Below are 23,069 nucleotides of genomic sequence, written 5' to 3'. Positions count from 1 at the left end.
TATTTTACCCTTGAAAATCTTAAAGTGAGCAACTGGAAACTACTCCTCTGAGTGAAGTATTTCATAAGTCATCTGCAAAACTTCATCGGTATATTTTGGAAGTTCTTTATAAACTTTTATTAATTTCTCATATATCTCTACATTTTCAGCTTTTGGTGCAAATACATTTTTGACTTTAACCATTTTTTCAACAGCTTGGTCATAATCAGGATAAACACCTAAGCCAACAGCAGTATTAATGGCTGCGCCTAAACCCGCTGAACCGTTAATCACGTTACGCTTAGCTGGTACATTAAAGACATCCGCAAAAATTTGCATGAATAAATCTGAATTTGAACCCCCACCTACGATAACAATTTCTTTGAGGTCTTTTCCAAGCTCTGCGGTCATCCCCTCACAATTATTTTTCATCGTATAGGCAATGCCTTCCAAAATTGAGCGATACATATAGCGATAATCATGATGAGCGTTAAAACCAAGCATAATCCCGCGTTTGAAAGATTCCCACGGGTTTGCTAACCAATCCACGCTAGCCTTTTTTCCTTTATTTGACTTTACAATCTGACTAAATATTTTTTCACTCCCAGTACGGAAAGAGCGACAAGTATAAGCGCGCCTAGAATATAAAGAGAAGTTTTTCCTTTTTCACCTGTCTGCGGAAGACTGTCTCGCTCTTTTCTAGATTCAAAAGATACAGATGTGGCGGTGTATTGAATTTTCTTGATGTTATCCGATGCTTTATCTTTTTCAGATGCTTTGCTATCTTTAGTATCCTCATTTTCATTTGATACAACAGCTACTTTTTTCCAGCTGGCATAGAGTGTTTTATCGCCTTGTTCTTCCACTGATAGGGCTTCTATTTTTTCGCCATTTTGATCTGTCCAGCCTATGAAAGTGTAGCCTTGACGCATAGCTTTTTCAATGCGAGGGATACCTTGTCCATATACGTAAGTATTGGGATTTTGGTCAGAATTTTCACCACCATTTAGAATGTAGTTTATTTTATAGGTGCTTGCTTGCCAGTTTGCATAGAGTGTTTTATCGCCTTGCGCATCTGTTGAAATGTTGGCAATACTGTTTCCCTCCTTATCTGTCCAGCCTGTAAAAATATAGCCTTCACGTTGCGGTCCTTCAAAGTTACTTATGCCGCGACCATAAGTGTATGTTAGAGGATTAGCAGGATGGTTAATTCCACCATTGAGCACATAGTGGATGTTAAAACTTAAACTTTCCGGTTTGAATGTCAAGACAGCAGGCTCAGTATAAATTGGTTCATTATTTTTTGAACCTATAGGTGTAACTTTTAAGCGGTATAAACTTCCTTCATCTGGAATGTCAGAAATAAAATCGAGTGTTTTTCGGAGGGTATTATCGCCTCCTGAATTCGTCAGACTTTCAGGAATATCATTAAAGGATAATCCCTTATCTTTACTTCTCTGCCATACCATATCCACTGTTATTTTCTGAGGCGAGGATAAATTCACCTCAGATTCGAAATGAGCAGCGCCTCCGGGGACTAAACCAAGCTGATCCTCAGGGTTAGAGCCCCTTACTTGCCCATCATATTCGTATTCTACTAAGGCGGGCACATTAAAGTTGAACGCGTGCCATTTATTAGGGTCGCCATTATATGCCCTTTCCTGATATAAGTTAAAGGGGATATTTTGTACAAGATTAGGCGTTAGTCCAGCAACGTCTCCCAGTAAGAACACTGGTCTTGTTTTCAACAATGTAGGGTCATTTCTGAGTGCACTTAGAGGCATAAAGCTAGTTGAAGTTCCGGTCATGTAGATTTTAATTCCCGCAGTGCCATTCAAGGCTTGACTTGTATCAATGCTGGTAGAAGTGTTATCTATGAGTGGATTAGGAAGAGCCCAAGCTTGTAAAGTTTCATCCCACTTATAAGCCCCAGATGCAGCGGTAACTCCACCAGAATCTGTAATAGTAAAAGTAGGTGAATCCATATAAGGAATCACATTAAGCAAGCGATAGTCACTATTGGGTAGTTTAGTAAACGCGAGCGTTCCCTGATAAAGATCGCCATCAATCGTACTTGTACCGGGTGAAGGAATATTAAACGATGCTTTAAACAAGCTGTTGGAAGCACCTACCCAAGACATATGTGTTGTGTAATCAAAAACATAAATTTTATCTGCAGTTGTAACTGCTCCACCATTTGTTGCGAATACCTTACTGGGGAATGTACCTAAAAGAGTAAAGAGCACTATCGTGACCGATAAGCTACCGATTCTTCTTAAAGAAAGTACTTTGTGTAGTATTTGATATTTTTTCATTTTTATTTTCTCCTTATTTATGCATGTTAAAAAATAACAAGATTTCTGTGATAATTCTAAATTTATCCCTCCTTTCTAAAAACGTTGAAGTTGTGCATGAAAGGCAAACTTACAGCCCTTTACCCTTCCTTAGAATTAGAATGAATACAGTTAAAAGATAAACCCACTCTTTTTCTTTTAAATCTACTTTATTATTCTTTATACCGTTATATTATAATAAGAAATAAATTAAATCAATGTTTCACGCGCTATAATTGTCTATACAAATCATTTGTTTTGCTATAAAAAATAAGGAAAGGACCGTTAACCCTGTATCCAAAGCTTCATTTAAGTTTCATTTATGAGAGGAAGTTCGATAAATCGAACCGTTACCCGATATACTTTCACTCTATAGCTCTTTTTTAGTGTCAGACTTTTCCTTTATCGCCTTACCTTTTTCTGACCTTTACTCACTGACATAAACCTGTTTTGTTTAACCGTTTTAAACAAAATACTGCTCGTTTTAATTGCGAATTGTGTGATTCCATAAAAAAAGAGGCCCCAACACCCTTCTTCTGATATATCCATTCCTACTTCAAAATATACGCCTCATCTTATTTGCTCAAAATTATGTTTAAAAATTTCTCGTAACTCTAAGGCATTTATTTCTGATAGTATCTTTAAAGTTCTACTTACAAGTTTCATCCCCATATTTTTATCTTCGAACTTATAAATCCAACATCCTTTTACAAAAATAGAAGATATTCTTATATAGGTATCAAACACAAGCATTAGTTTATCTAATTCTTTTACTAACTTTTCTGAAAAATTCTTTTCCTCTCTTCTAATCAGTGAAAGGATTGTTCGGATAACTAACCTAATCAATAGATTTCTAAATTCTGTGATTTCTTTTAAATACTGACTATTCTGAGATAAAATTCTTTCTATAAGATGATACAACAAATCTGGATTAATTTCTTCTAATGTATTGACTAAAATATACATTTCATAACTGTGCCAAACTTGATAAGACTGGAGCTTATTTTCTATATAATTTATTTCGTCAGGCGAAAGATTTGTATAACACGCTTTTGCGGAGAGGGCAATGACTTGGTTTTCTTCCATGTCGTATTTTATATTTTTCAGATAAATAGCTTTGAGTTTTTCTTGGTCATTGCTAAAATAACCTTTCTCAATTTCCTTAAATTGAGAGAGCCAGTAGTCTTCCTCATCATTATTTATCATCAGCATATAAGAACGAAAAGTCGTATGCATTTCTTGTAAAGCAAGGTCCAGTTTATCTAAAGAAATCATTGATTTCCCATTTTCAAAATAGGAAAATGTTGATTTTGATAAACCTACCCGTTCAAAATCACTTAAAAGCAGATGATGCTGTAAGCGTAATTTCTTGAATACTTCTCCATATTTTTTATAAATCATCGCTCACTCCTCCTAAAAAGCTGCATCCCTCATGCCTTAACAAATAAAAGAATATATTTTGGTGAATACTCGCTAATGTTCTTCCCATTTTCATTAAATTTTCTGCTTTTTATATCTCTTCTCACTCCTCATTTTATCATAACAAATCTAGCTATTACTAAAAAAACTCTCAAATTTAAAGAAATTGCTGCACTTAATATGTTTATATCCTGATTTATTGTGACGCATTTGCTTTGGATTTTGTCCATTTTACAGCCTCTCCTTTCAAATATTGGTATATGGATATTCAGAGAATTGTGCTTTTTTCATGATTCAACTTCTTCAAAGTTTTTAGAATTGTTCGATATATTTGTTAATAATAGTTACATTAATATAGATCTCGATTTTTCAAAAAAAGAGGGACAGCCATTGTGACTGTCCCTTACTGCTTGCAAAAAAATTTTGAAATGGCTCTATATCAACGTTTATTCCTCATCCATAGACAAAACGGAAAGGAAAGCTTCTTGCGGAACTTCTACTGAACCAATCGATTTCATACGTTTCTTACCCGCTTTTTGTTTTTCAAGCAATTTACGCTTACGAGAAATATCGCCACCGTAGCATTTAGCCAAGACGTTTTTACGCAAGGCCTTGATATCGCTACGGGCAACGATTTTTTGACCAATAGTTGCTTGGATAGGCACTTCGAATTGTTGACGTGGGATGAGTTTTTTCAACTTTTCAACGATAACTTTCCCTCGTTCATAAGCGAAGTCCCTGTGGACGATAAAGCTGAGTGCATCCACTTTTTCTGAATTTAAAAGAATGTCCATCTTCACAAGGCGTGATGGTCGATAGTCCGAAATTTCATAGTCGAAGCTGGCATAACCGCGAGTTGATGATTTGAGTTTGTCAAAGAAGTCGAAGACGATTTCACTCAATGGAATATGATAGATAACATTGACACGGTTAGCATCAAGATAATCCATGGTCACAAACTCTCCACGTTTGCGTTGAGACAGCTCCATAACTGCACCGACAAATTCATTAGGCACCATAATTTGTGCTTTTACAAAGGGTTCTTCGACACTATCAATACGGGTTGGATCTGGAAATTCGCTCGGATTAGCTACTTCCAGCTTTTCACCATCTGTTGTATTGATATGATAGATTACGGAAGGCGCTGTCATGATCAAGTCCAAGTTAAACTCACGTTCCAAACGCTCTTGGATAACGTCCATGTGCAAGAGGCCTAAGAAACCACAGCGGAAGCCAAAGCCAAGTGCTTGTGATGTTTCAGGTTCAAACTGCAAGCTGGCATCATTCAGCTGCAAGCGCTCAAGGGCTTCGCGCAAGTCATTATAACGGTTAGAATCAATCGGATAAAGTCCACAAAAGACCATTGGATTCATCTTTTTATAGCCAGCTAGGGCTTCGGCTGCTGGATTGTTCGCTAAAGTAATCGTATCACCAACACGTGTATCTGCTACAGTCTTAATCGAGGCTGCCAAGTAACCTACATCCCCTGCCATAAGAAAGTCTCGTGCTACTGCCTTTGGTGTAAAAATCCCCACCTCAGTCACCATAAATTCCTTACCGTTTGACATCAGTTGAATCGTATCGCCCACCTTGACAGAGCCATCGACAACACGAATCTGGAGGATGACACCACGATAAGCATCGTATACTGAGTCAAAGATTAAGGCTTTGAGCGGCGCATCAACATCACCCTGAGGCGCTGGAACTTTTTCAACGACTTGCTCCAAGATTTCTTCAATACCGACACCTGCTTTTGCTGAGGCGAGAACGGCTTCTGAAGCATCAAGACCGATGACATCTTCTATCTCTGCACGTACCCGCTCAGGATCTGCTGCAGGAAGATCAATTTTATTGATGACTGGCAAGATTTCTAAGTCATTGTCCAAAGCCAGATAAACATTAGCCAATGTCTGTGCTTCAATCCCCTGAGCTGCATCGACGACAAGAATAGCTCCTTCACAGGCCGCTAAAGAACGAGAAACTTCATAGGTAAAATCGACATGTCCTGGTGTGTCAATCAGGTGGAAAATATAGCTTTCTCCATCTTTTGCCGTATATTCTAACTCGATAGCATTCAGTTTAATCGTGATGCCGCGTTCACGTTCCAAGTCCATACTGTCCAAAAGCTGGGCTTGCATCTCACGTTTCGAAACCGTTTCTGTCAGTTCAAGGATACGGTCAGCCAGAGTTGATTTCCCATGGTCGATATGCGCGATAATTGAAAAATTACGGATTTTTTCCTTGCGCGCGTTCATTTCTTCTATATTCATCATCATTTCCTTAATAAAAAGTCTATTGGTTTCATTTTACCATATAGTTAGAATAAAAAACAATATGAGTTAATAGAGCCTTATATGCTCTGTTTCTTGAAATGACCCTAGGGATAAGCGTGAATAAAAACGAATCAAGTAGCACTCAAAATAACAACTTTGCCAAACGTATGCTTTGATTTATTGAGGTCTTTTTTGTACCGTAATCATAATGCAACGTGTTTTAAAAGAGTACTACTATGCTACAATGGCTAAGTAGAAGTTTACGGACGGTAGCCTAACTGGAGGTGAGGCTTATGAAAAATTGTAGGCGATAAGCTCAAAATACAGAAAGGCGACAAATTTTGTCGATACTATGAAGCTTTGTTACTCATGCTTGCTTTTGCAATGCTGGTGCTAACATTGAACAATAGCAACAAAAAAATAACGTCCTACTTTAGATGGGTGACGTTATTTTAACACAAAAACTTGGCGACCGTTCTTAATACGGCTGCACGGGACTGGTGACAGCCAGTCCTTTTTCTCACCCTTATTATAACACCGTCATGTCGTAATAGTCAGAGAAATGAAAACACCAATAATTTTGTTGTAAGAATAAAAAAACCGTCCTGTTTTAGGCGACTTTTTAATCATCTTTTTATAAAAAATGTGGCTTATTTCTCCTCTAAATTCAGTCAAAACGCATAGCTTTGAAATTTTCATTTTCTTGAGGAAATTCCTGTTTTATTTCCCCAACCTGTCCGACTTCGACAGTAATTTGTCCTGAGATAAACTCTGTCAAATGCCCCCCAAAGGTCTTGTCATCACTTAAAAAATGTAAGTGAGCGCCATCACCATACAAATCTTCTAAAAACTTAGGCGACCAAATTCCAACAATCGTTCCCGAAATATTTTTTTCCGTGAAATATGGCTGTTCAGCCAATATTTCCAAATAATCCTTCGTATTCTTTGCAGGTTTCGAGCTAATTTCCACAACATCAAAATGCCCTGTCATTTTTAGACTGTAGGCTGTATTGCGCGTTGGAAACTTTTCTGTCAAGTCATGCAAAGTCTGCATCGTCAGTCCATTGACCTTATAAGTCGCAAAGGGTTGGTGATCGAGCACTGCAACATAAGGCAAAGTCTCTTCTGGCTTAACTAAGCGTACTTGATTTTCAGAATTGCCGTGATAAGCAGTACCATCAATAATAATTACTTCTCCATCAGCTCCATCCAAGGTACCAATGCCAATTTGTCCGTATTTTAAAGCTTCTCCAGCAGTTATAGTTCCTTCGTAAAATCCACCATAAAGGGTATTGAAAGAACCATGCTGAAAAATCGCACTCATTTTATTTATAAAACTTTTAACCATAAAAGCATTATAACATATACCCTATTTTTTGTCATCTGTTTTATTTATAAATTTTACCGCACTTTTATGGATTTTTTTTAAGATTAATACCTTGCTGGCGTGCTGCAAAAACGCAGCCGCAGTAGCATTGACGGCAAATGTCGTATTCTTTACACATCTCTACGGAGCGTTTCCAGCCGTTGTTTTTCTTGAAATCACTGGGTAAATATTGGACAGCATAGATTTTTTGCATGTCCAGACCAATCTCATTAATAAGCTGTCCGTTCTTTTTAGGACTCAGTGTAAGAACTGTACCAAAGTAATCATAGCCAAGTTCTTGCGCCTTTTCTGCAAAAATATCTAAACGCATCTGGAAGCAAGCTGTACAACGGGAAGCTCCTTCTGCTTCATCTTCCAGATTGTGCAGCCTTACCATGCTCATAAATTTATTTGGTTCGTAGGGCGCTGCAAGAAACAGAACATTGTTTCCTGTTCTTTTATTAAATGCCTCAACAAAGTCTTTCTGAATCCTTTCACGACGCGCGTACTCACTTCGCGGGTGTATGTTGGAATTTGAAAAATAAATCGTCACTTCAGCACTTTGACAAAGATACTCTAAACTATAGGTCGAACAAGGGGCGCAACAAGAGTGCAGAAGAATTTTAGGACGAATATTTTCTGCTTCCCAACTTTCACGTATTTTTTGATAGATACGATCATAGTTAACTTTTTGATGGGGATTCATCTTTTCCAGTATCTCAGTGGCATTTTTCATGCTTTTATTTTAGCATATTTTACCTTGAAAATTCTGGAGGCCCCATCACTTCATTCTTTTTTAGATTTTGAGTTTTAATTCTTATTTTAGTTCTTACTGATGTATATTATGCTGAAAGGAGAAATTCTCAAAACGCCTACAACCGCTCTTAGTTATAGGTATAAAGGCTTTTTTATTTATTTTTTCGATAGATTTCTTTTCTCCAAAAAACTCCCCTCCTCCCGAGGAAACTTATCCTCTCATCGTTCATAAACTATGGTATAATATCATATTATGAGTATGAAAACTTCATTCGCAACCTTAGTTGGAAAAAGTTCACGTTTGATTTTGGAGAAAATTTTTAAACGTGGCAGCACTTTGCCAGGTAAGCTTGCTTTAAAATTTGATCCTGAAATTCTGACCAGTTTGACAAAAGATTATGAAATTATCGTAATCACAGGAACAAATGGTAAAACATTGACGACAGCCTTGACAGTTGGTATATTAGAAAAAGCTTTTGGCAAGGTCGTGACCAACACTTCTGGTGCTAATATGATTACAGGGATTACTGCGACTTTCTTAACTGCGCCTAAAGTTAAAAAAGGTAAGAAAGGTTTTGCAGTCTTGGAAATTGATGAGGCATCCTTGCCAAAAATCACGGAATACATCAAGCCTTCCCTTTTTGTTTTCACAAATATTTTCCGAGATCAGATGGACCGCTATGGCGAAATTTATACAACCTATGACTTTATCGTAAAGGGAGCGGCCAATGCGCCAGAGGCAACTGTCCTACTCAATGGGGACAGTCCACTCTTCCACTCTCGTCCATTGGTAAATCCTGTCAAATATTATGGTTTTGATTATGAAAGTCATGAACCCAAACGTGCCCACTATAATACAGAGGGGGTAGTCTGTCCAGAATGCCAGCATATTTTGGACTATAAACTGAATACTTATGCGAATCTCGGAAATTATATCTGTCAAAACTGTGGCTTTAAACGCCCTAAGCTAGATTATCGTGTCTCAGAACTGACTGACATTACAAATACTTCTTCTCAGTTTGTCATTGACAACACTTCCTATAAAATTAACGTCGGAGGGCTCTATAATATTTATAATGCCCTCGCTGCTGTCTCTGTCGCTGAATTTTACGGTGTTCCTGCTGAAACAATCAAGGCTGGATTTGAACAGTCCAAAGCCGTCTTTGGCCGACAAGAAACGTTTAACATTGATGAGAAAACTGCCACCATCGTTCTTATAAAAAATCCAGTCGGCGCAAACCAAGCGCTGGAAATGATGAAATTAGCAGACTATCCCTTTACACTTGTTAGCCTTCTCAATGCCAATTATGCGGATGGAATTGACACAAGCTGGATATGGGATGCTAATTTTGAACTGATCCACGACATGTCTATCGATCAGATATTTGTTGGTGGTGTGCGGCACAGTGAGATGGCAAGACGTTATCGTGTATCTGGCTTCGATGAACGTAAAATTCATGAATTTGAGTCGCTCAGCCAAGTCCTTGAAGCAATCAAAAAGCAAGCAGACAAACATATTTACATCTTAGCAACCTATACAGCCATGTTAGAAATACGTGAGCTTCTGGCACAAAACCATCTGGTCGGAAAGGAACTACACTAATGGTTTATACTTCTTTAACATCAAATTTAGACAATCCTAAATATGACCTTCGTGTCGCTCACCTTTATGGCGACCTGATGAACACTTATGGCGATAATGGCAATATCCTTATGTTGAAATATGTTGGCGAAAAGTTGGGGGCTAATATGACTTTTGACATTATTTCCTTAGAAGATAAGTTTGACCAAGATTTTTACGATTTGGTCTTCTGGGGCGGTGGTCAAGACTACGAGCAAGAGATTATTGCGGACAGTTTCGAAAATATAAAGAAGCCTCTCAAAGCCTATATTGAAGCAGAAAAACCAATGCTTGCCATTTGTGGCGGCTACCAAATGCTAGGCCAATACTATATCAACGCAGCAGGTAATAAAATCAACTGCACAGGTATCTTGCCACATTATACGAAAAATCTGGGCAATGACCGCTTTATCGGTGACATACAAATCCATAACGAAGATTTCAATGAAACTTACTATGGTTTTGAAAATCACTCAGGCATCACTTATCTTGGTAAAGGGGAGAAACCTTTGGGTAAAGTCGTTTATGGCGGTGGCAACAATCCTGACGATGACACCGAAGGTCTGCACTATAAAAATACTTTTGGCACTTACTTCCACGGTCCTATTCTCTCGCGTAATGCACGTCTGGCCTACCGTCTCGTAACAACTGCCCTCTATCAAAAGTACGGGCAAGACTTGGCGCTTCCAACTTTTGAAGAAATCTTAGCCCATGAAGAAAAAGGGCAACAAGTTTCTGACCTTAAGCGCAAAGTTGAGTAGTATCAACATGAATGACGGATTAAAAACAGTAGAAGCGCTCAAGACTGCTGAGAAATAGCAGTAAAACATAAAAATAATAAAAATGGAACCTCAAGGATTGAACGGTTCCATTTTCTTTGTTTTCAGATAAAGCGGACCTTGGCTGTCTTTTTTAATGTCAATACAGGTTATTAGTCAATCGACTTCAAAGCACCTAGCATATCAATCTTTTTTAGCTTCCGATGCACAATCACACTCAGTCCTAAAGTTGTTGCTAGAGTTATCATAGTGGAAAGTAAGAGGTTACTCCACAGAAGATTTGGGTTAAACATCGTTAAGTCGGTTGGTAACATCGTGATAATCACATGATGGAAGTAAGAACCTAGACCAAAACCAACCAATATACCTAGAATGCTTAATAAAATTGTTTCCCGATAAATATAAAGTGTAACTTCTCGATCGTAAAAGCCTAAAACTTTAATGGTGGAAAGCTCCCTAATTCTTTCTGACACATTGATATTGGTTAAGTTGTAAATCACAATGATAGCTAACAAAATTGCACATCCGATCAGCACAAACATAACACTATTGATACCATGCAGGAAAGCATCAATCGTCTTTTGCAAATCGTTATTTTGTGATACGGCAATCGCTCCTGGGCTTTGCATAAAGTCCACCGCCACTTTTTGAGTCGCTGAGTAGGAAGAATCCTGAAGTTGGAGGAGGTTTGCATTAGGACTAAAATTTTCACCAAAAACTTTTTTATAGTAGTTCTGATTCATAAACATATAGTGTCCCATATACATCTCAGCGATACCCGAAACCTTAACTTTTACTTCTTTATCTTCGGCAGTTTTCAAAGCGATCTCATCACCGACTTTAGCACTAAGAAGTCCAGCTAGCTTTTCACTGAGAATTGCCCCTTGATCCGATAAGGTCAAGTTTTGCTGATTGTTGCGATTACGCAAAGTAACAAAATTCCCAAAGTCTCGCTCGTTTTTGGGCACCATGAGACTAATGTCTTGTCTATTGTTATGAGCCTTTTGATGCAGTTGCTCAAAATGTACAGTTTCATACGCTTTGATATTCTCTGAGTGAAGGAAATGGTTGAGTTCATCCTGCTCTTTTCGCGTTAAATTGTCTTGCGAAACAGCAAGCATATTGTAATGTAAAATCTCTCCAAACTGTTTCTGTCCCAGTCCTGAAATGGAGTCACGAATACCAAAGCCCATAACAAGCAGAGCTGTACAACCAGCTACACCCACAATCGTCATCAACATGCGTTGCTTGTAACGGAAAATATTTCGCGCTGTGACTTTGTACGTAAAACTCATACGTGACCAAATCGGCTTGATACGCTCCAGAAAGATGCGTGACCCTGCTTTAGGTGGCTTTGCTAGGAAAAGCGCTGCAGGTACGCCACGTAACTCTACCTGAGTTACAAGATAAGCAGGTAAGACTGTGCAAGCCAGTGCAATCGCAAAAGAAACGACCGTCCAAAATGGAGAAAAGGTCAAAATTAAGTCAGAAAAAGTTGATGATGCAGAGTAAGCATTGAAAACCACATGGGGCAGCACAACATGTCCTAATATTGCACCTACCGCTGCACCTGCACTGGCAGATACAGCACCATAGACAAGGAACTTCCTTCTAATTTGTGTATTGGAGTAGCCCAGTGCCGTAAGCAAGCCCATATTTCCTCGTTCCTCTTCTACAAAACGCGTCATTGTTGTCAAACTTACAAGTACCGCTATTGCAAAAAGGACAACAGGAAAGATATTCGAAAGAGTATCAATCCTTGTAGAATTGTCAACAAAGTTCTGATAACCAGGATTGCTTTCTTTGCGGTTGCTCACTGTGTAAATAGGAAGAGGAAGGTGCGCTAACGTTTCTTCCTGCTCCTGTAACTTACTTCTGCTTTCTTCAAGTTTTGCCTTGGCTTCGTTTAGACTATCTTGCATGGCTTGAAACTGTGCATTATCTCCGAGAAGAAGCTTCTGCTGTTCCAGTGCTACTTCCGCTTCTCTAATTTTTGCTTCCTCAGCAGTAAGTTGCATTAAAGCCTTGTTCAGTTGCGCTTGTGGCTCACTTTTTATTTCCGCCAAACGTTTCTGAGGCTGTTTGGCCAGCAAATCCTTTAAAGCCTCTTGATAGTGATCGGACTTTGACATAAATTTACTGTCATAAGGACTGAGACCTTGCATAGATTTAAAACTTAAACGGGCAATCATATACACATCTGACTGAAAGACTTCAGGAGAAACAACAGCATAGCCACTAAGTTGACCCGTTCCGATATTGGTTTGCCCGTAAAAATTTTTATCAACAAATTCACTTGATTTTACGAAACCAACCAGTTTAAATTCATGCGTTTTTAAAACAGGACTGCCATTATTTTTGCCTTCAGTCACACGGATAGTCTCCCCAAGCTTGTATTTATCTTGATGGAGAAAGTCCAAGGCCAGTTCATTCTTTTCTTCTGGCATTCTTCCCGCTACAAGTTCATAGGTCGAAAGCCTTTCCGCTTGTGAAAAGAGACGGAGAGCAGTTTTCTGGTCAGGAAGGAGGACGTCTTGAAAATAGCCAAAATCTGCTGTTTGCACTCCCTCCATCTGACGGATAAGTGCTTGATCAGAGCGGTCTAACCCAACTGTTGAAGTCACACTCATATCAGCCAAATGATGCCGCGCATAAAACTCCTCAGCTGTCGCGCGCATGTTAGGACCAGATAACTTTAGGCCAACAAAAGCAAAGACACCTAAAGCCATGAGTGAAAAAATAGACAGGAAACGCCCCAACGAACCTGTAATGGAACGTCGAATGCTTTTATGGAGTGTTTTTGTTTTCATGGCATTACCACTCAATCATTTCGATATCTAAAGGTTTCTCGTTGACTGTGATTTCCTTAACTTTACCATCATGAACATGAATAATACGATCCGCAATTTGGCTAATCGCAGCATTGTGTGTCACAATGATAACTGTTGCACCTTGAACGCGTGCCATATCTTGCAGTATTTTCAGGACCTGCTTTCCTGTTTGATAATCCAAAGCCCCAGTTGGTTCATCACAAAGAAGAATTTTCGGATTTTTAGCAATGGCACGTGCGATAGCCACACGCTGCTGTTCACCACCTGAAAGTTGCGAAGGAAAGTTGTCTAAACGATGCCCAAGTCCCACACTTTTCAAGACCTCAACAGGATCCATGGCATTCTCAACAATTTCTGAAGCAAGCTCTACATTTTCCTTTGTTGTCAAATTATTAATCAAGTTATAGAATTGAAAAACAAAACCAACATCCCGTCTGCGATAGGTAATCAACTCCTTAGCAGAAAGTTCAGCAATATTTATACCGTCAATAACAACCTGCCCTTCGTCGCTGGAGTCCATCTCACCAAGGATATTCAAAATAGTGGACTTACCTGCACCAGAAGTCCCTAAAATAACAGCCAAGTCGCCTTTTTCAATGCTAAAATTCACATGATCATTAGCATATATTTCTCCTCCTCCAGATTGATAAATTTTTGATTCGTTGATTATCTCAATATAGGACATGTGTTCCCCCTGTAAGCGTTTATATTGTTTAATTACATCATACCCTCAGTGTAAAGTCAAATAAATAGAAAGCGCCACGCTGTTTTAAATTTTGACTTAAACCTAATTTTTCCAAGTTAAAAATGTTCTTTGCTCTGGTACGCCAACTATAACTATAAAAGTTTATAGCAGTTGGTCATACAAAGAGAGAGCATGAGGTATGGACAGTTCTTTATCAAATAGAGTGCTTCACACCATTTAACCTCACACTTGCTGTGCTGCTTTTGTCATGATATCGCCTAAGCACATTATTTAGATGATAGAGATGACAAAAAATAGGCTGTTAACTTTGACATGCTCAGCCTATTTATTAGATAAAATTCATCCACCGCCTTAAGCGGTCTCACGGAACCTGTTACGAGCAAGTCCTTTGATTGATTTTACCAGAAAGAAGATTATTTCCAAAAATCATCAAAAATGGTAATGGGGAGATGGCGTTTATGTTCTGTCTTAAGATACCAACTTTCAATCTTTCCTTGAGACTCTGGAGAAACTGACTTCCCTTCTGTGTAGTCATCAATATCCTCATAAGTTACACCCAGTGCAATTTCATCCGCCAGACCAGGTTTGCCATCTTCTAGGTCAGCTGTGGGAACTTTTTCATAAAGGGAGGAATCTGCTCCCAAAGCTGCCAGAAGTTTTTTGCCTTGACGTTTATTGAGACGGAAAAGAGGCAAGAGGTCTGCTCCCCCATCACCAAATTTTGTGTAGAAGCCTGTGATATTCTCTGCTGCATGATCTGTCCCTAGTACAGCCCCTTGCATGCCACCTGCAATGCCATATTGACTAATCATACGTTGCCGTGCCTTGATGTTTCCCTTGTTAAAGTCGGAAATCTCCACACCTGTTGCCTCCAAAGCCCTAACTTGCGCGTCAACAGCCTCTTTAATATTTACTACCAGACTGACATCTGGTTTGATGAATTCAAGAGCTCTTTGCGCATCTGCTTCATCCGCCTGCACACCATAGGGTAAGCGAACCGCAACAAACTTATAATCTTTGTTTCCGGTTTCTGCTCGCATTTCTTCCATGGCCATTTGTCCCAGACGTCCTGCCAAGGTCGAGTCTTGACCACCAGATATGCCCAAAACATAAGTTTTAATAAAAGGATATTTCCTCAAATAAGCTTTGAGAAAGTCAATAGACTTCCGAATCTCCTCTTGTGCATCTATGGTAGGTTTTACTCCCAACTCTTTGATAATTTTTTCTTGTAAAGACATATTCACTCCAAAATTTTAGCCATATAAAATTCATCGACTAATGCATCATTAATTTTAAGAGACTGGCTACGCACTCCCTCAATAACAAAACCATTTGTTTTGTAACAAGATATTGCTGCAGCATTATTCACTGCCACTGTGAGCTCTAAACGAGAAACTCCTGTGTTTTGAGCCCAGTCCTCGAGCTCAGTAAACAAACGGCTCGCAATCCCTTGACGGCGACAGTCTGAACGAACAGCAACAACTATAGAAGCTCTATGTCGTGTACGTCTATAGGCCTGACGGAAGGCAGCGAGATAAGCAACCAACACACCTTGATCGTTGTCGGCTCCTATCAAAAAGTCAGTTGAGGCAATCTGGTTAGCTAACTCATGCCGCTTCATTTTTTGCTCATCCGGTTCAATCAGCATAAATTTGTTTTCTTGATAGATTTCTTTTTGCAATTGACCAAAAGCCTCTGCATGAGCAAGTTCAATATTTTTTATTCTCATAGTATCCATCCACTTTCATTTCAGAAACTTTGGCGCGCACTTGACTGATGAGGTGCATCTTATGGTTCCATAGTTCTTGCGACAAGTCAACAGGATAAGGCTGAGGATTGAGATTACGCTTATACTCATCCCAAAGCTCTGTCAGATTTGCTGCAGCAAAGGTTTTGATTTCTTCTAAGCTTGGCAAAGTATAGACCTGCTGTCCTTTGACAAAAATCTCTTTGAGTAAGGATTTTGCTTTAAAGTCGCGTACATTCTTATTGATGAAAGTATGTACAGGATGAAACATATAAATCTCATCAAGCTGGTCTGGTCTTTCATCATCAAATGTGATATAGTCTCCTTCAGATTTACCATCACTTTCTCTTGTTATACGCCATATTTGTTTTTTCCCCGGTGTCGAAACCTTTTCAGCATTGCTGGATAGCTTAATCGTATCCTGCATTTCACCCTGATCATCTTCCATAGATACCAGCTTATAGACAGCCCCTAGTGCTGGCTGATCATAGGCTGTGATAAGCTTGGTTCCAACACCCCAGACATCAATCTTCGCTCTCTGCATTTTCAAGTTCAGGATAGTTGCTTCATCTAAGTCATTTGAAGCATAAATTTTAGCCTCGGTAAAGCCAGCCTCGTCTAATTGCTTACGCACTTTTTTCGAGATGTAAGCCATATCGCCTGAATCGATACGCACACCTTGGAAGTTGATTTTATCCCCAAATTCACGCGCCACACGAATAGCTGCCGGCACACCGATGTTCAAGGTATCGTAAGTATCCACAAGGAAGACACAGTCTTTATGTGTCTGCGCATAAGCTTTGAAAGCTTCATAATCGTTGCCGTAGCTCTGGACTAAAGCATGCGCATGTGTCCCACTAGGTTTAATACCAAAAATCTTAGCCGCACGTACATTACTTGTGGCATCTGCGCCACCAATATAGGCCGCACGCGTCCCCCAAATAGCAGCATCCATTTCCTGTGCACGACGTGTGCCAAATTCAAGTAAAGGATCATCACCAATGACTGACTTGATACGTGAAGCCTTGGTCGCAATCAATGTTTGGAAATTAATGATATTGAGTATGGCCGTTTCGATAAGCTGACATTCGGCTAGCGGCCCTTCTATCTGAACCAAAGGTTCGTTGGCAAAAACCAGTTCTCCCTCTTGGACAGAACGAACTGTACCTGTAAAACGAAGCTGTCCTAAATATTCCAAAAAATCCTCAGGATAACCCAAATCACGGAGATAAGCAATATCCGTTTCGGTAAATCTTAACTTGTTCAAGTAGTCGACCATGCGTTCCAGACCTGCAAAAATGGCATAGCCGTTTTCAAAAGGCATTGAGCGGAAAAAGACTTCAAAAACAGAATTACGGTTATGACGACCAAGCTCCCAGTAGGTTTGCATCATATTTATCTGATAAAGATCTGTGTGTAAAGTTAAACTATCGTCTGGATATAGTGACATGGTGACTCCTTTTATGAGTGACAAATTATATTCTAGCTCTATTTTAACAAAATTTGACGGTAAATTGTATTGTCACCACTCCCCTTCCACTAAGTTTATCGCATATTTTTCACCTCTACAGAATGCAGCCATTGAAAAAGTTCTTTTTTACGGATTTGCTCCAGATATTATTTTGATTTTAATAAGAAAAATATTACAATAGCGTTATATTTTGTATCAGTATAATTACGCATTTTAGGGGAATACATGACACCAGAACAAAAAAAGAAACTTCGAAATGTAGCAGTTTTCGGACTCCTTACCTTAATTGGAGGCACTTTTGCTTTTCAGTCCTTCAATCAACGCGTGACTAATGACCGAGAAGGCTGGAATAATGAAGGTGCCTCAGGTCGTATCCACGACTATTATAATGCTGGCACGGGAAATAAGGATATCTTTGTCGAAAACTACGGCGATGAGCCCTTACTTGTCCGTGTCCAACTCAGGGAATTTTTGTCCAAGAACGGTGAGTCTATCGTTAAAGAGGCTGAGCGTGAACATTTGAACACATGGACAGTCTGGAAACCTGCAGCTGATGATATTCACAATCGTCTAGACAGTTCTCCGAGCCAAGTCTTTGACCGTTACGCCGATTGGTCCTTTGGCTTCTCTCGTCAAGGGGATATTCCAGTTGAGATGTCTAGCCGTAACTTAGGAAGTAGGGATAGGGTAAGTTTCCCCTATATGCCAACCTTTAACCATGACCGCGAGGATGAGCGGACTGCCGCTGCTGGCGATGCGCAGGACTATGTAGATGGTGGTGCGACACACCCTGGAGACGGAACAGAGGGTTACTGGGTCCAGCTCCAACTCTTGAGACGGGCCGGTTTTTTCCAAAACTTTGACCCTGCTGAGGCTGAAAAAGACGAAGCAGACCGTACACCGCTCTTCCCTGGTCGTCCCATCATGCAAGAAGTTAAACATACTGTAGCAGAGGAACATCCACCAATGACCCTGACACAATGGGAAGGCTTAGAAGAACATGAAAAGGTAGGACGTTACTGGGTTGTCGATGAGGAGAGCGGTTATGCTTACTGGGCTTCCTACCTCCAACCTGGACAAGCCACCTCTTATCTTATAGACCAAACGGATATGGCAGAAGCTATCAAGGAAGAACCTGGTTCTTGGTTCTATTCCATCCTTGTTCAAGGAAATATGGTCTCACCAACTGAGACAAATATCAACAGCTTTTTTGAAAAAGGCGGAGATACACCACGTGCCAGAGCCCTAGTTGAACGGATGGGGCTTACCGATATTCCAAACTTTAATGGCGACATTGAGTCAGGAGAAAGTTTCCATGTAGAAGGTGCAGAATACGAATATGTAGGACCACATGGCGGAGGTGGACATCTGGTTGTCCCGAGACATAGTCTTGGTGTAAGTAGCTTTGGTGCTACTGCTGATTATCAAACTTCTAATGTGAAAGGCATAACCGATAGCTTTTATGCCTCTCTCCCACAGCGTTTCCAAGCGCGTGTACTTCCTGTAAGTTATGGTTCGGATAGGGCCTTGGAGGTTGCTGAATTAGAAGACCCTTGGAGCAATCCACTGGGCAAGACTCCACATGATTATTTCACCACCGTCGACGAATCGGGCGAAAAAACTGCTTTTGTAATGTCGATTGCAGACATTATGTTCGGAACAAGAGGGGTATCGGAGATGAAGCGGGGAAATCAAGAAACCCTAACTGCTGGTGCATTAGACCATCCCTTTGATTTTAACGACTTCTGGACACGAACAGCTGTCGGAGGAGCGAATGACAGAGTATTTGGTTGGGACTTGACCGGAATGTCGGTTAATAACTGGCGTTCATGGGATGTTTCCGAGATAAAGCCTATCCTCCCTGCCTTACTCCTCTCACAAGTCGGTGAGAATCAAAATGTTTTGCAATAATTTGGTAAAAAACAATCGGCTGCTATCATTTTATCTAAAGATACTAATGACGGATGGAAATTCCTATCTCTCTTGTCAGTCAGAATTTAAAAAATATCTTTTTTGAATTCTAACATTATAGGACAGGAAGAAAAAGCGACTTTGCTGTTGTTGAGGTACAAAAATACCAAGACACTGATAACCCTGTTCAAACTCATCTTTTTGAACTTTTGGAAAATTGAGTTTCACGAAAATAATGTGAAGCCAAAAGTTAGACATATAGAACATCAGAGGCGAAAAGCCTCTTTTTTATTAAATTATTTTTTAAAAACAGAAAAATATGAGACAATAATTAATGTAAGATTAAAAAATGAGAAATGAGGTTTTTATGACTAAAAACAGAACGCCACATGAAGAAAAACGTAAATCCGAGCAGAAAGCCAAACGTAAAGCTCGTCTTCACAAAATCGAAACCGCAACTGCCACATCAGCGCTTCTGCTCAACCCGGCTGTAGCGAGCGGAAAAGTGTTAGCCCAAAAAATGGAGGCCATCGGTGAGCCCCAAACCGAGCTGGTCGTTGAAGCACCAGTACCAACGGAAATCTCAGAGTTCGCAGCAATTGATGAGCTTGAAACAGTTACTCAGGAGAGAGCTGTGCCAACGGAAACACCTGACATCAACATAGAGTTACCAATACAAGTACAGGATTTTTCCGAAACATCAGCTCAAGCTCCACTTCAAAGCGTAGGTGTCGCTCCGACAGCAGTAGAAATCTCTCCGGCAGTCGCAGGAGTCTGGTCTGGTATTAGCTATGAGTACGTATCAGGAAGTGGAATTTTGAACATTACAGGAGGTCAACTTCCCTATAATACTGGCGGAGGAGTACACTTTGATACACTCGAACAAACTATCGGCCCGATCCGAGAAATAAACTTTACAGGAAAAACCTATGCTTCAGTCAATCATTATGGACTGTTTTGGCGTTTGGAAGAACTCACAACGATTAATTTCAATGGAAATTTTGATACTTCTGCTACAAGAAACTTCGAATCTTGGTTCCGCTGGACACCTTCTTTGACTCACATTGATTTGAGTACACTCAGTACAACAAATTTAACCACAAGTGTTAATCATATGTTTCAAGAATCTGGAGTCCAATTCTTAGATTTAAGCATGCTTGATTTTTCTAGAGTAACAACAATGACCGGTATGTTTGAAGATGCTGGTAATTTGGAAGCAATCATACTTCCAGAGAACTTTGGAGCCTCGGCTACAACGATGGATTGGTTGTTTGATATGTATGTCAGCGGCAGTAAGTTGACAGAGATCGATTTGAGTAAATTCAATACTTCTAATGTGGGGCAAATGACTTTAATGTTTAGAAATCTAGATCACATACCTACACTTGATTTTAGTAATTTTGATACCGCTAAGGTAAAAACGATGAATCAAATGTTTATGCGTAGCACCTTTGAAACATTAGATTTGAACAACTTTAATACAGCGAAAGTTCAGCAATTTAGTCAGATGTTCCAAGAAACAGAAGTCAAACATCTGGATTTGTCAAGTTTTGACACCACAGGTTCTGTAAGTTTCCAGAATATGTTCCAAGGCTCAACAGTTGAATACCTAGACCTTTCGAGTTTTGACACCTCCTTTACAAACGTAACTCCGGCTGACGGATGGACCTCTGAAAACTGGATGGAAAACTCTGTGAAACCTTATGCAAGCCGGAAAGATATGCTTGCGAATACGCACCATCTTACAACCTTGATTCTGGGGGCAAAGACGGTTCTTGAAGACACCAACCTCCCAGGAGAAATCCCCGGTTATATGAACAGCTGGATTCGTCAAGAGGACGGAAAGGTGGTGAGCTCAGAGGAACTCATGGAACTTTCTAAAACAGAGGGAAGTGCTGCTGGGATGTGGGGGCGCGGTGTGCGTTATGAGCAAGACATTCATAACTTTGCCGTGAAAAACGATAGCAGTGACGAAGACCTTCGAGAAGTGCTTGACCAAAACATTAGCGAGCTCCTTTATACCGGTGACCAAGAGATTGATTTGGACATCTCCCCTGCTCTAGACAACTATCTTGCAAAAATGAGTGCCTTGCGAGATGAAAACGGCATTTTACCAGCAGGTATTTACCCGATGGAAGAGACGATGGTTTATGATGAGGACCCTGGGGAAGGGGAACGCTCTGTACCAATCACCTTCAACTTGACACTGTTCGTCTATGATGAGGATACGACTTGGGCAGCGAACGATATTTATGTGAATCTGGAGCACTTAGAACGTAAACACAGCGAACGTCCAACGCTTAACCATGACCACTTGATTGATAATGGCGTGCTGAAAGCCACTCGAATTTCAACAGTTGAGGAGCTTTCTGATAAAAGCATGATTGAGTTTATCGAATCAGATGTGCAAGATTTGATGACAAACGAAACGTCAGAAATGCTACATGAGGTTAGCTTTAAAATCAATAATCCTGAAATAAACACTTTAGATGTGAAAGAATATGATGGTATTCTGAAAGTAAATATTACAAGTGATGGGAATATGCTAGAAAATCCACCAAAAGAAACGGACCCTGAAAAGCCTGAAACACCAGAGCCACCAGCGATTCCAACGCCTATTGGAGAGGAAAAAGATGTGGTGGTTCCAATGCCAATCATAGCGGAAAAAGATATGGTGGTTCCAACAGAATTTGTGGCTGATGCGGCAAAAGTTCCCGCGTCAAGTGATGAAGCTCTGCCAAGCACTGGCGACCTAACAGGGGGTGCAGCCCTTGGCGTCGCAGCATTAGCCGCAGCCGCATTGCTTGAAAAACGCAAGAAAAAATCTGAAAAAGATGAAAAATAAGCGTATCTGGGCAGATAAAATTTCAAATTAAAAGGAACAAAAAAACAGTCAAAACCGCTTGCATAGCGGTTTTTCATGAGGATGTTGTTCTAACACTATCCCATTCCGCAGATACGAACAACGCTGTTGAAACCCATCTTTTAGGATTTAAAAAAATTGATTTTCACGAAAGTGATATATGGAACAATAAAGTAAATGAAAGCGATATTCTTTTAGTGAATATTGCTTTCTTTTTTACTGATTTCATTCAGATGTATTACTTGGTCAAGAAGATAGGATGAACTATAATCTTTTAGTACAGCGTTAATCTTCCGCTTTTTTTTGCTATAATATGTGAAGAATAAAAAGGAGTTTACTAACCCTAATGTCAGAAAAAACAAAAAGAAATAAAATCGGTATCCTAGGAGGCAACTTTAATCCTGTCCACTTTACCCATCTGATGATGGCAGATCAAGCCGCTCAACGCCTGAATCTGGATAAGGTGTGGCTCATGCCCGAAGCTCTTCCCCCACATGTCGATGAGAAAAAAACAATCTCAGCCGAACACCGTGTAAATATGCTGGAGCTGGCGATTGCGGATAACCCCCGCTTGGCTCTTGAGCTCGGGGAGGTAGAACGTGGCGGAAAATCTTACACCTATGACACGATGAAGCTCCTCACTCAAGATTATCCAGATACTGATTTTTATTTTATCATTGGTGGTGATATGGTGGAATATCTTCCCAAATGGTACAAGATTGAAGCTTTACTCGACTTGGTGCAGTTTGTTGCTGTTCAACGCCCAGCATCCCCTATCGAAAGTCCTTATCCTGTACAGTGGCTAGACTTGCCTCTCTCTTCTGTTTCCAGTACATCTTTGCGTAAGATGTTTAAAGAAGGAATTGAACCGGCCTACCTCATGCCACAAAAAGTTATTGATTACATTCAAAAAAATAAGCTCTATCTTGAAGGATAGTGTCAAGCACCAAATAAAACGGACAGTAAAAAAACAAATTAATGTTCAATGAGGTATGCCATCCGATATTCCATGGG

The 23,069-nt window shown here is 39.9% G+C and carries 17 protein-coding genes and 1 pseudogene; 7 read left to right on the top strand and 11 right to left on the bottom strand.

Translation table 11 applies throughout. The features are described from left to right. Positions 1–39: 39 nt before the first annotated feature. The 4 genes from NFR51_RS08710 to lepA form a co-directional block, all read right to left on the bottom strand. On the bottom strand, positions 40–528 hold the full coding sequence (locus tag NFR51_RS08710; protein ID WP_251713314.1) for an FGGY-family carbohydrate kinase: 489 nt from the start codon (positions 526–528) through the stop codon (positions 40–42). A 26-nt stretch (positions 529–554) separates the two neighbouring features. Beyond that, positions 555–2,294 (bottom strand): InlB B-repeat-containing protein, encoded by a 1,740-nt coding sequence (locus NFR51_RS08705; protein ID WP_251713313.1) that lies wholly within the window; start codon positions 2,292–2,294, stop codon positions 555–557. Positions 2,295–2,882: 588 nt separating this feature from the next. Further along, complete coding sequence (locus tag NFR51_RS08700; RefSeq protein WP_251713312.1) at positions 2,883–3,713, bottom strand: Rgg/GadR/MutR family transcriptional regulator; 831 nt, start codon at positions 3,711–3,713, stop codon at positions 2,883–2,885. A 464-nt stretch (positions 3,714–4,177) separates the two neighbouring features. Further along, positions 4,178–6,004, bottom strand: coding sequence for a translation elongation factor 4 (lepA, locus tag NFR51_RS08695; protein WP_439108863.1), 1,827 nt, complete (start codon positions 6,002–6,004; stop codon positions 4,178–4,180). A 300-nt stretch (positions 6,005–6,304) separates the two neighbouring features. Here lepA and NFR51_RS10865 point away from each other — a divergent pair, with 300 nt between their 5' ends. Further along, the gene (locus NFR51_RS10865) at positions 6,305–6,460 is read left to right on the top strand and encodes a putative holin-like toxin (RefSeq protein WP_369127880.1); all 156 of its coding nucleotides are present in this window, start codon (positions 6,305–6,307) and stop codon (positions 6,458–6,460) included. A gap of 211 nt (positions 6,461–6,671) precedes the next feature. On the opposite strand, the gene NFR51_RS08690 is transcribed toward NFR51_RS10865, so the two are convergent. Both NFR51_RS08690 and NFR51_RS08685 read right to left on the bottom strand, forming a co-directional pair. Then, positions 6,672–7,352, bottom strand: a complete 681-nt coding sequence (locus NFR51_RS08690) for an acetolactate decarboxylase (protein ID WP_251713310.1) — start codon at positions 7,350–7,352, stop codon at positions 6,672–6,674. Between the two features lie 21 nt (positions 7,353–7,373). Beyond that, positions 7,374–8,106: pseudogene (locus tag NFR51_RS08685) on the bottom strand (epoxyqueuosine reductase QueH). Between the two features lie 273 nt (positions 8,107–8,379). On the opposite strand from NFR51_RS08685, the gene murT reads away from it, so the two are divergent. Both murT and gatD read left to right on the top strand, forming a co-directional pair. Then, positions 8,380–9,729 (top strand): lipid II isoglutaminyl synthase subunit MurT, encoded by a 1,350-nt coding sequence (murT, locus tag NFR51_RS08680; RefSeq protein WP_251713309.1) that lies wholly within the window; start codon positions 8,380–8,382, stop codon positions 9,727–9,729. Next, positions 9,729–10,508, top strand: a complete 780-nt coding sequence (gene gatD, locus NFR51_RS08675) for a lipid II isoglutaminyl synthase subunit GatD (protein ID WP_251713308.1) — start codon at positions 9,729–9,731, stop codon at positions 10,506–10,508. Before murT ends, gatD begins: the two co-directional genes overlap by 1 nt. Positions 10,509–10,678: 170 nt before the next feature. Here the strand turns inward: gatD and NFR51_RS08670 are convergent, their stop codons facing one another. From NFR51_RS08670 to NFR51_RS08650, 5 genes are all read right to left on the bottom strand, one after another. Continuing rightward, complete coding sequence (locus NFR51_RS08670; RefSeq protein ID WP_251713307.1) at positions 10,679–13,336, bottom strand: FtsX-like permease family protein; 2,658 nt, start codon at positions 13,334–13,336, stop codon at positions 10,679–10,681. 4 nt (positions 13,337–13,340) lie between these two features. Beyond that, positions 13,341–14,042: an ABC transporter ATP-binding protein gene (locus tag NFR51_RS08665; protein ID WP_251713306.1), complete on the bottom strand. Its 702-nt coding sequence runs from the start codon at positions 14,040–14,042 to the stop codon at positions 13,341–13,343. Between the two features lie 434 nt (positions 14,043–14,476). Further along, positions 14,477–15,301 (bottom strand): NAD(+) synthase, encoded by an 825-nt coding sequence (nadE, locus tag NFR51_RS08660; RefSeq protein WP_251713305.1) that lies wholly within the window; start codon positions 15,299–15,301, stop codon positions 14,477–14,479. 2 nt (positions 15,302–15,303) lie between these two features. Further along, positions 15,304–15,792 carry a GNAT family N-acetyltransferase gene (locus tag NFR51_RS08655; protein WP_251713304.1) on the bottom strand — a complete coding sequence of 163 codons (489 nt, stop codon included), beginning with the start codon at positions 15,790–15,792 and terminating at the stop codon, positions 15,304–15,306. Further along, on the bottom strand, positions 15,773–17,260 hold the full coding sequence (locus NFR51_RS08650) for a nicotinate phosphoribosyltransferase (RefSeq protein WP_251713303.1): 1,488 nt from the start codon (positions 17,258–17,260) through the stop codon (positions 15,773–15,775). The genes NFR51_RS08655 and NFR51_RS08650 overlap by 20 nt, the downstream gene beginning before the upstream one ends. 13 nt (positions 17,261–17,273) lie before the next feature. On the opposite strand from NFR51_RS08650, the gene NFR51_RS08645 reads away from it, so the two are divergent. The 4 genes from NFR51_RS08645 (at position 17,274) to NFR51_RS08630 (ending at position 22,992) form a co-directional block, all read left to right on the top strand. After that, positions 17,274–17,462 (top strand): hypothetical protein, encoded by a 189-nt coding sequence (locus tag NFR51_RS08645; protein WP_251713302.1) that lies wholly within the window; start codon positions 17,274–17,276, stop codon positions 17,460–17,462. A 44-nt stretch (positions 17,463–17,506) separates the two neighbouring features. Beyond that, entirely contained in the window at positions 17,507–19,192 is a 1,686-nt protein-coding gene (locus NFR51_RS08640; protein WP_251713301.1) for a hypothetical protein, read from the top strand. 367 nt (positions 19,193–19,559) lie between these two features. Further along, complete coding sequence (locus NFR51_RS08635) at positions 19,560–22,037, top strand: BspA family leucine-rich repeat surface protein (RefSeq protein WP_251713300.1); 2,478 nt, start codon at positions 19,560–19,562, stop codon at positions 22,035–22,037. Positions 22,038–22,401: 364 nt separating this feature from the next. Beyond that, positions 22,402–22,992 carry a nicotinate-nucleotide adenylyltransferase gene (locus NFR51_RS08630; protein WP_251713299.1) on the top strand — a complete coding sequence of 197 codons (591 nt, stop codon included), beginning with the start codon at positions 22,402–22,404 and terminating at the stop codon, positions 22,990–22,992. Positions 22,993–23,069 lie beyond the last annotated feature (77 nt).

The organism is Lactococcus ileimucosae (assembly GCF_943193185.1).
GTDB classification, from domain to species: Bacteria; Bacillota; Bacilli; order Lactobacillales; family Streptococcaceae; genus Lactococcus; species Lactococcus ileimucosae.
Note: the sequence above shows the minus strand (reverse complement) of the source record. Positions and strands in the feature narration are given on the sequence as shown.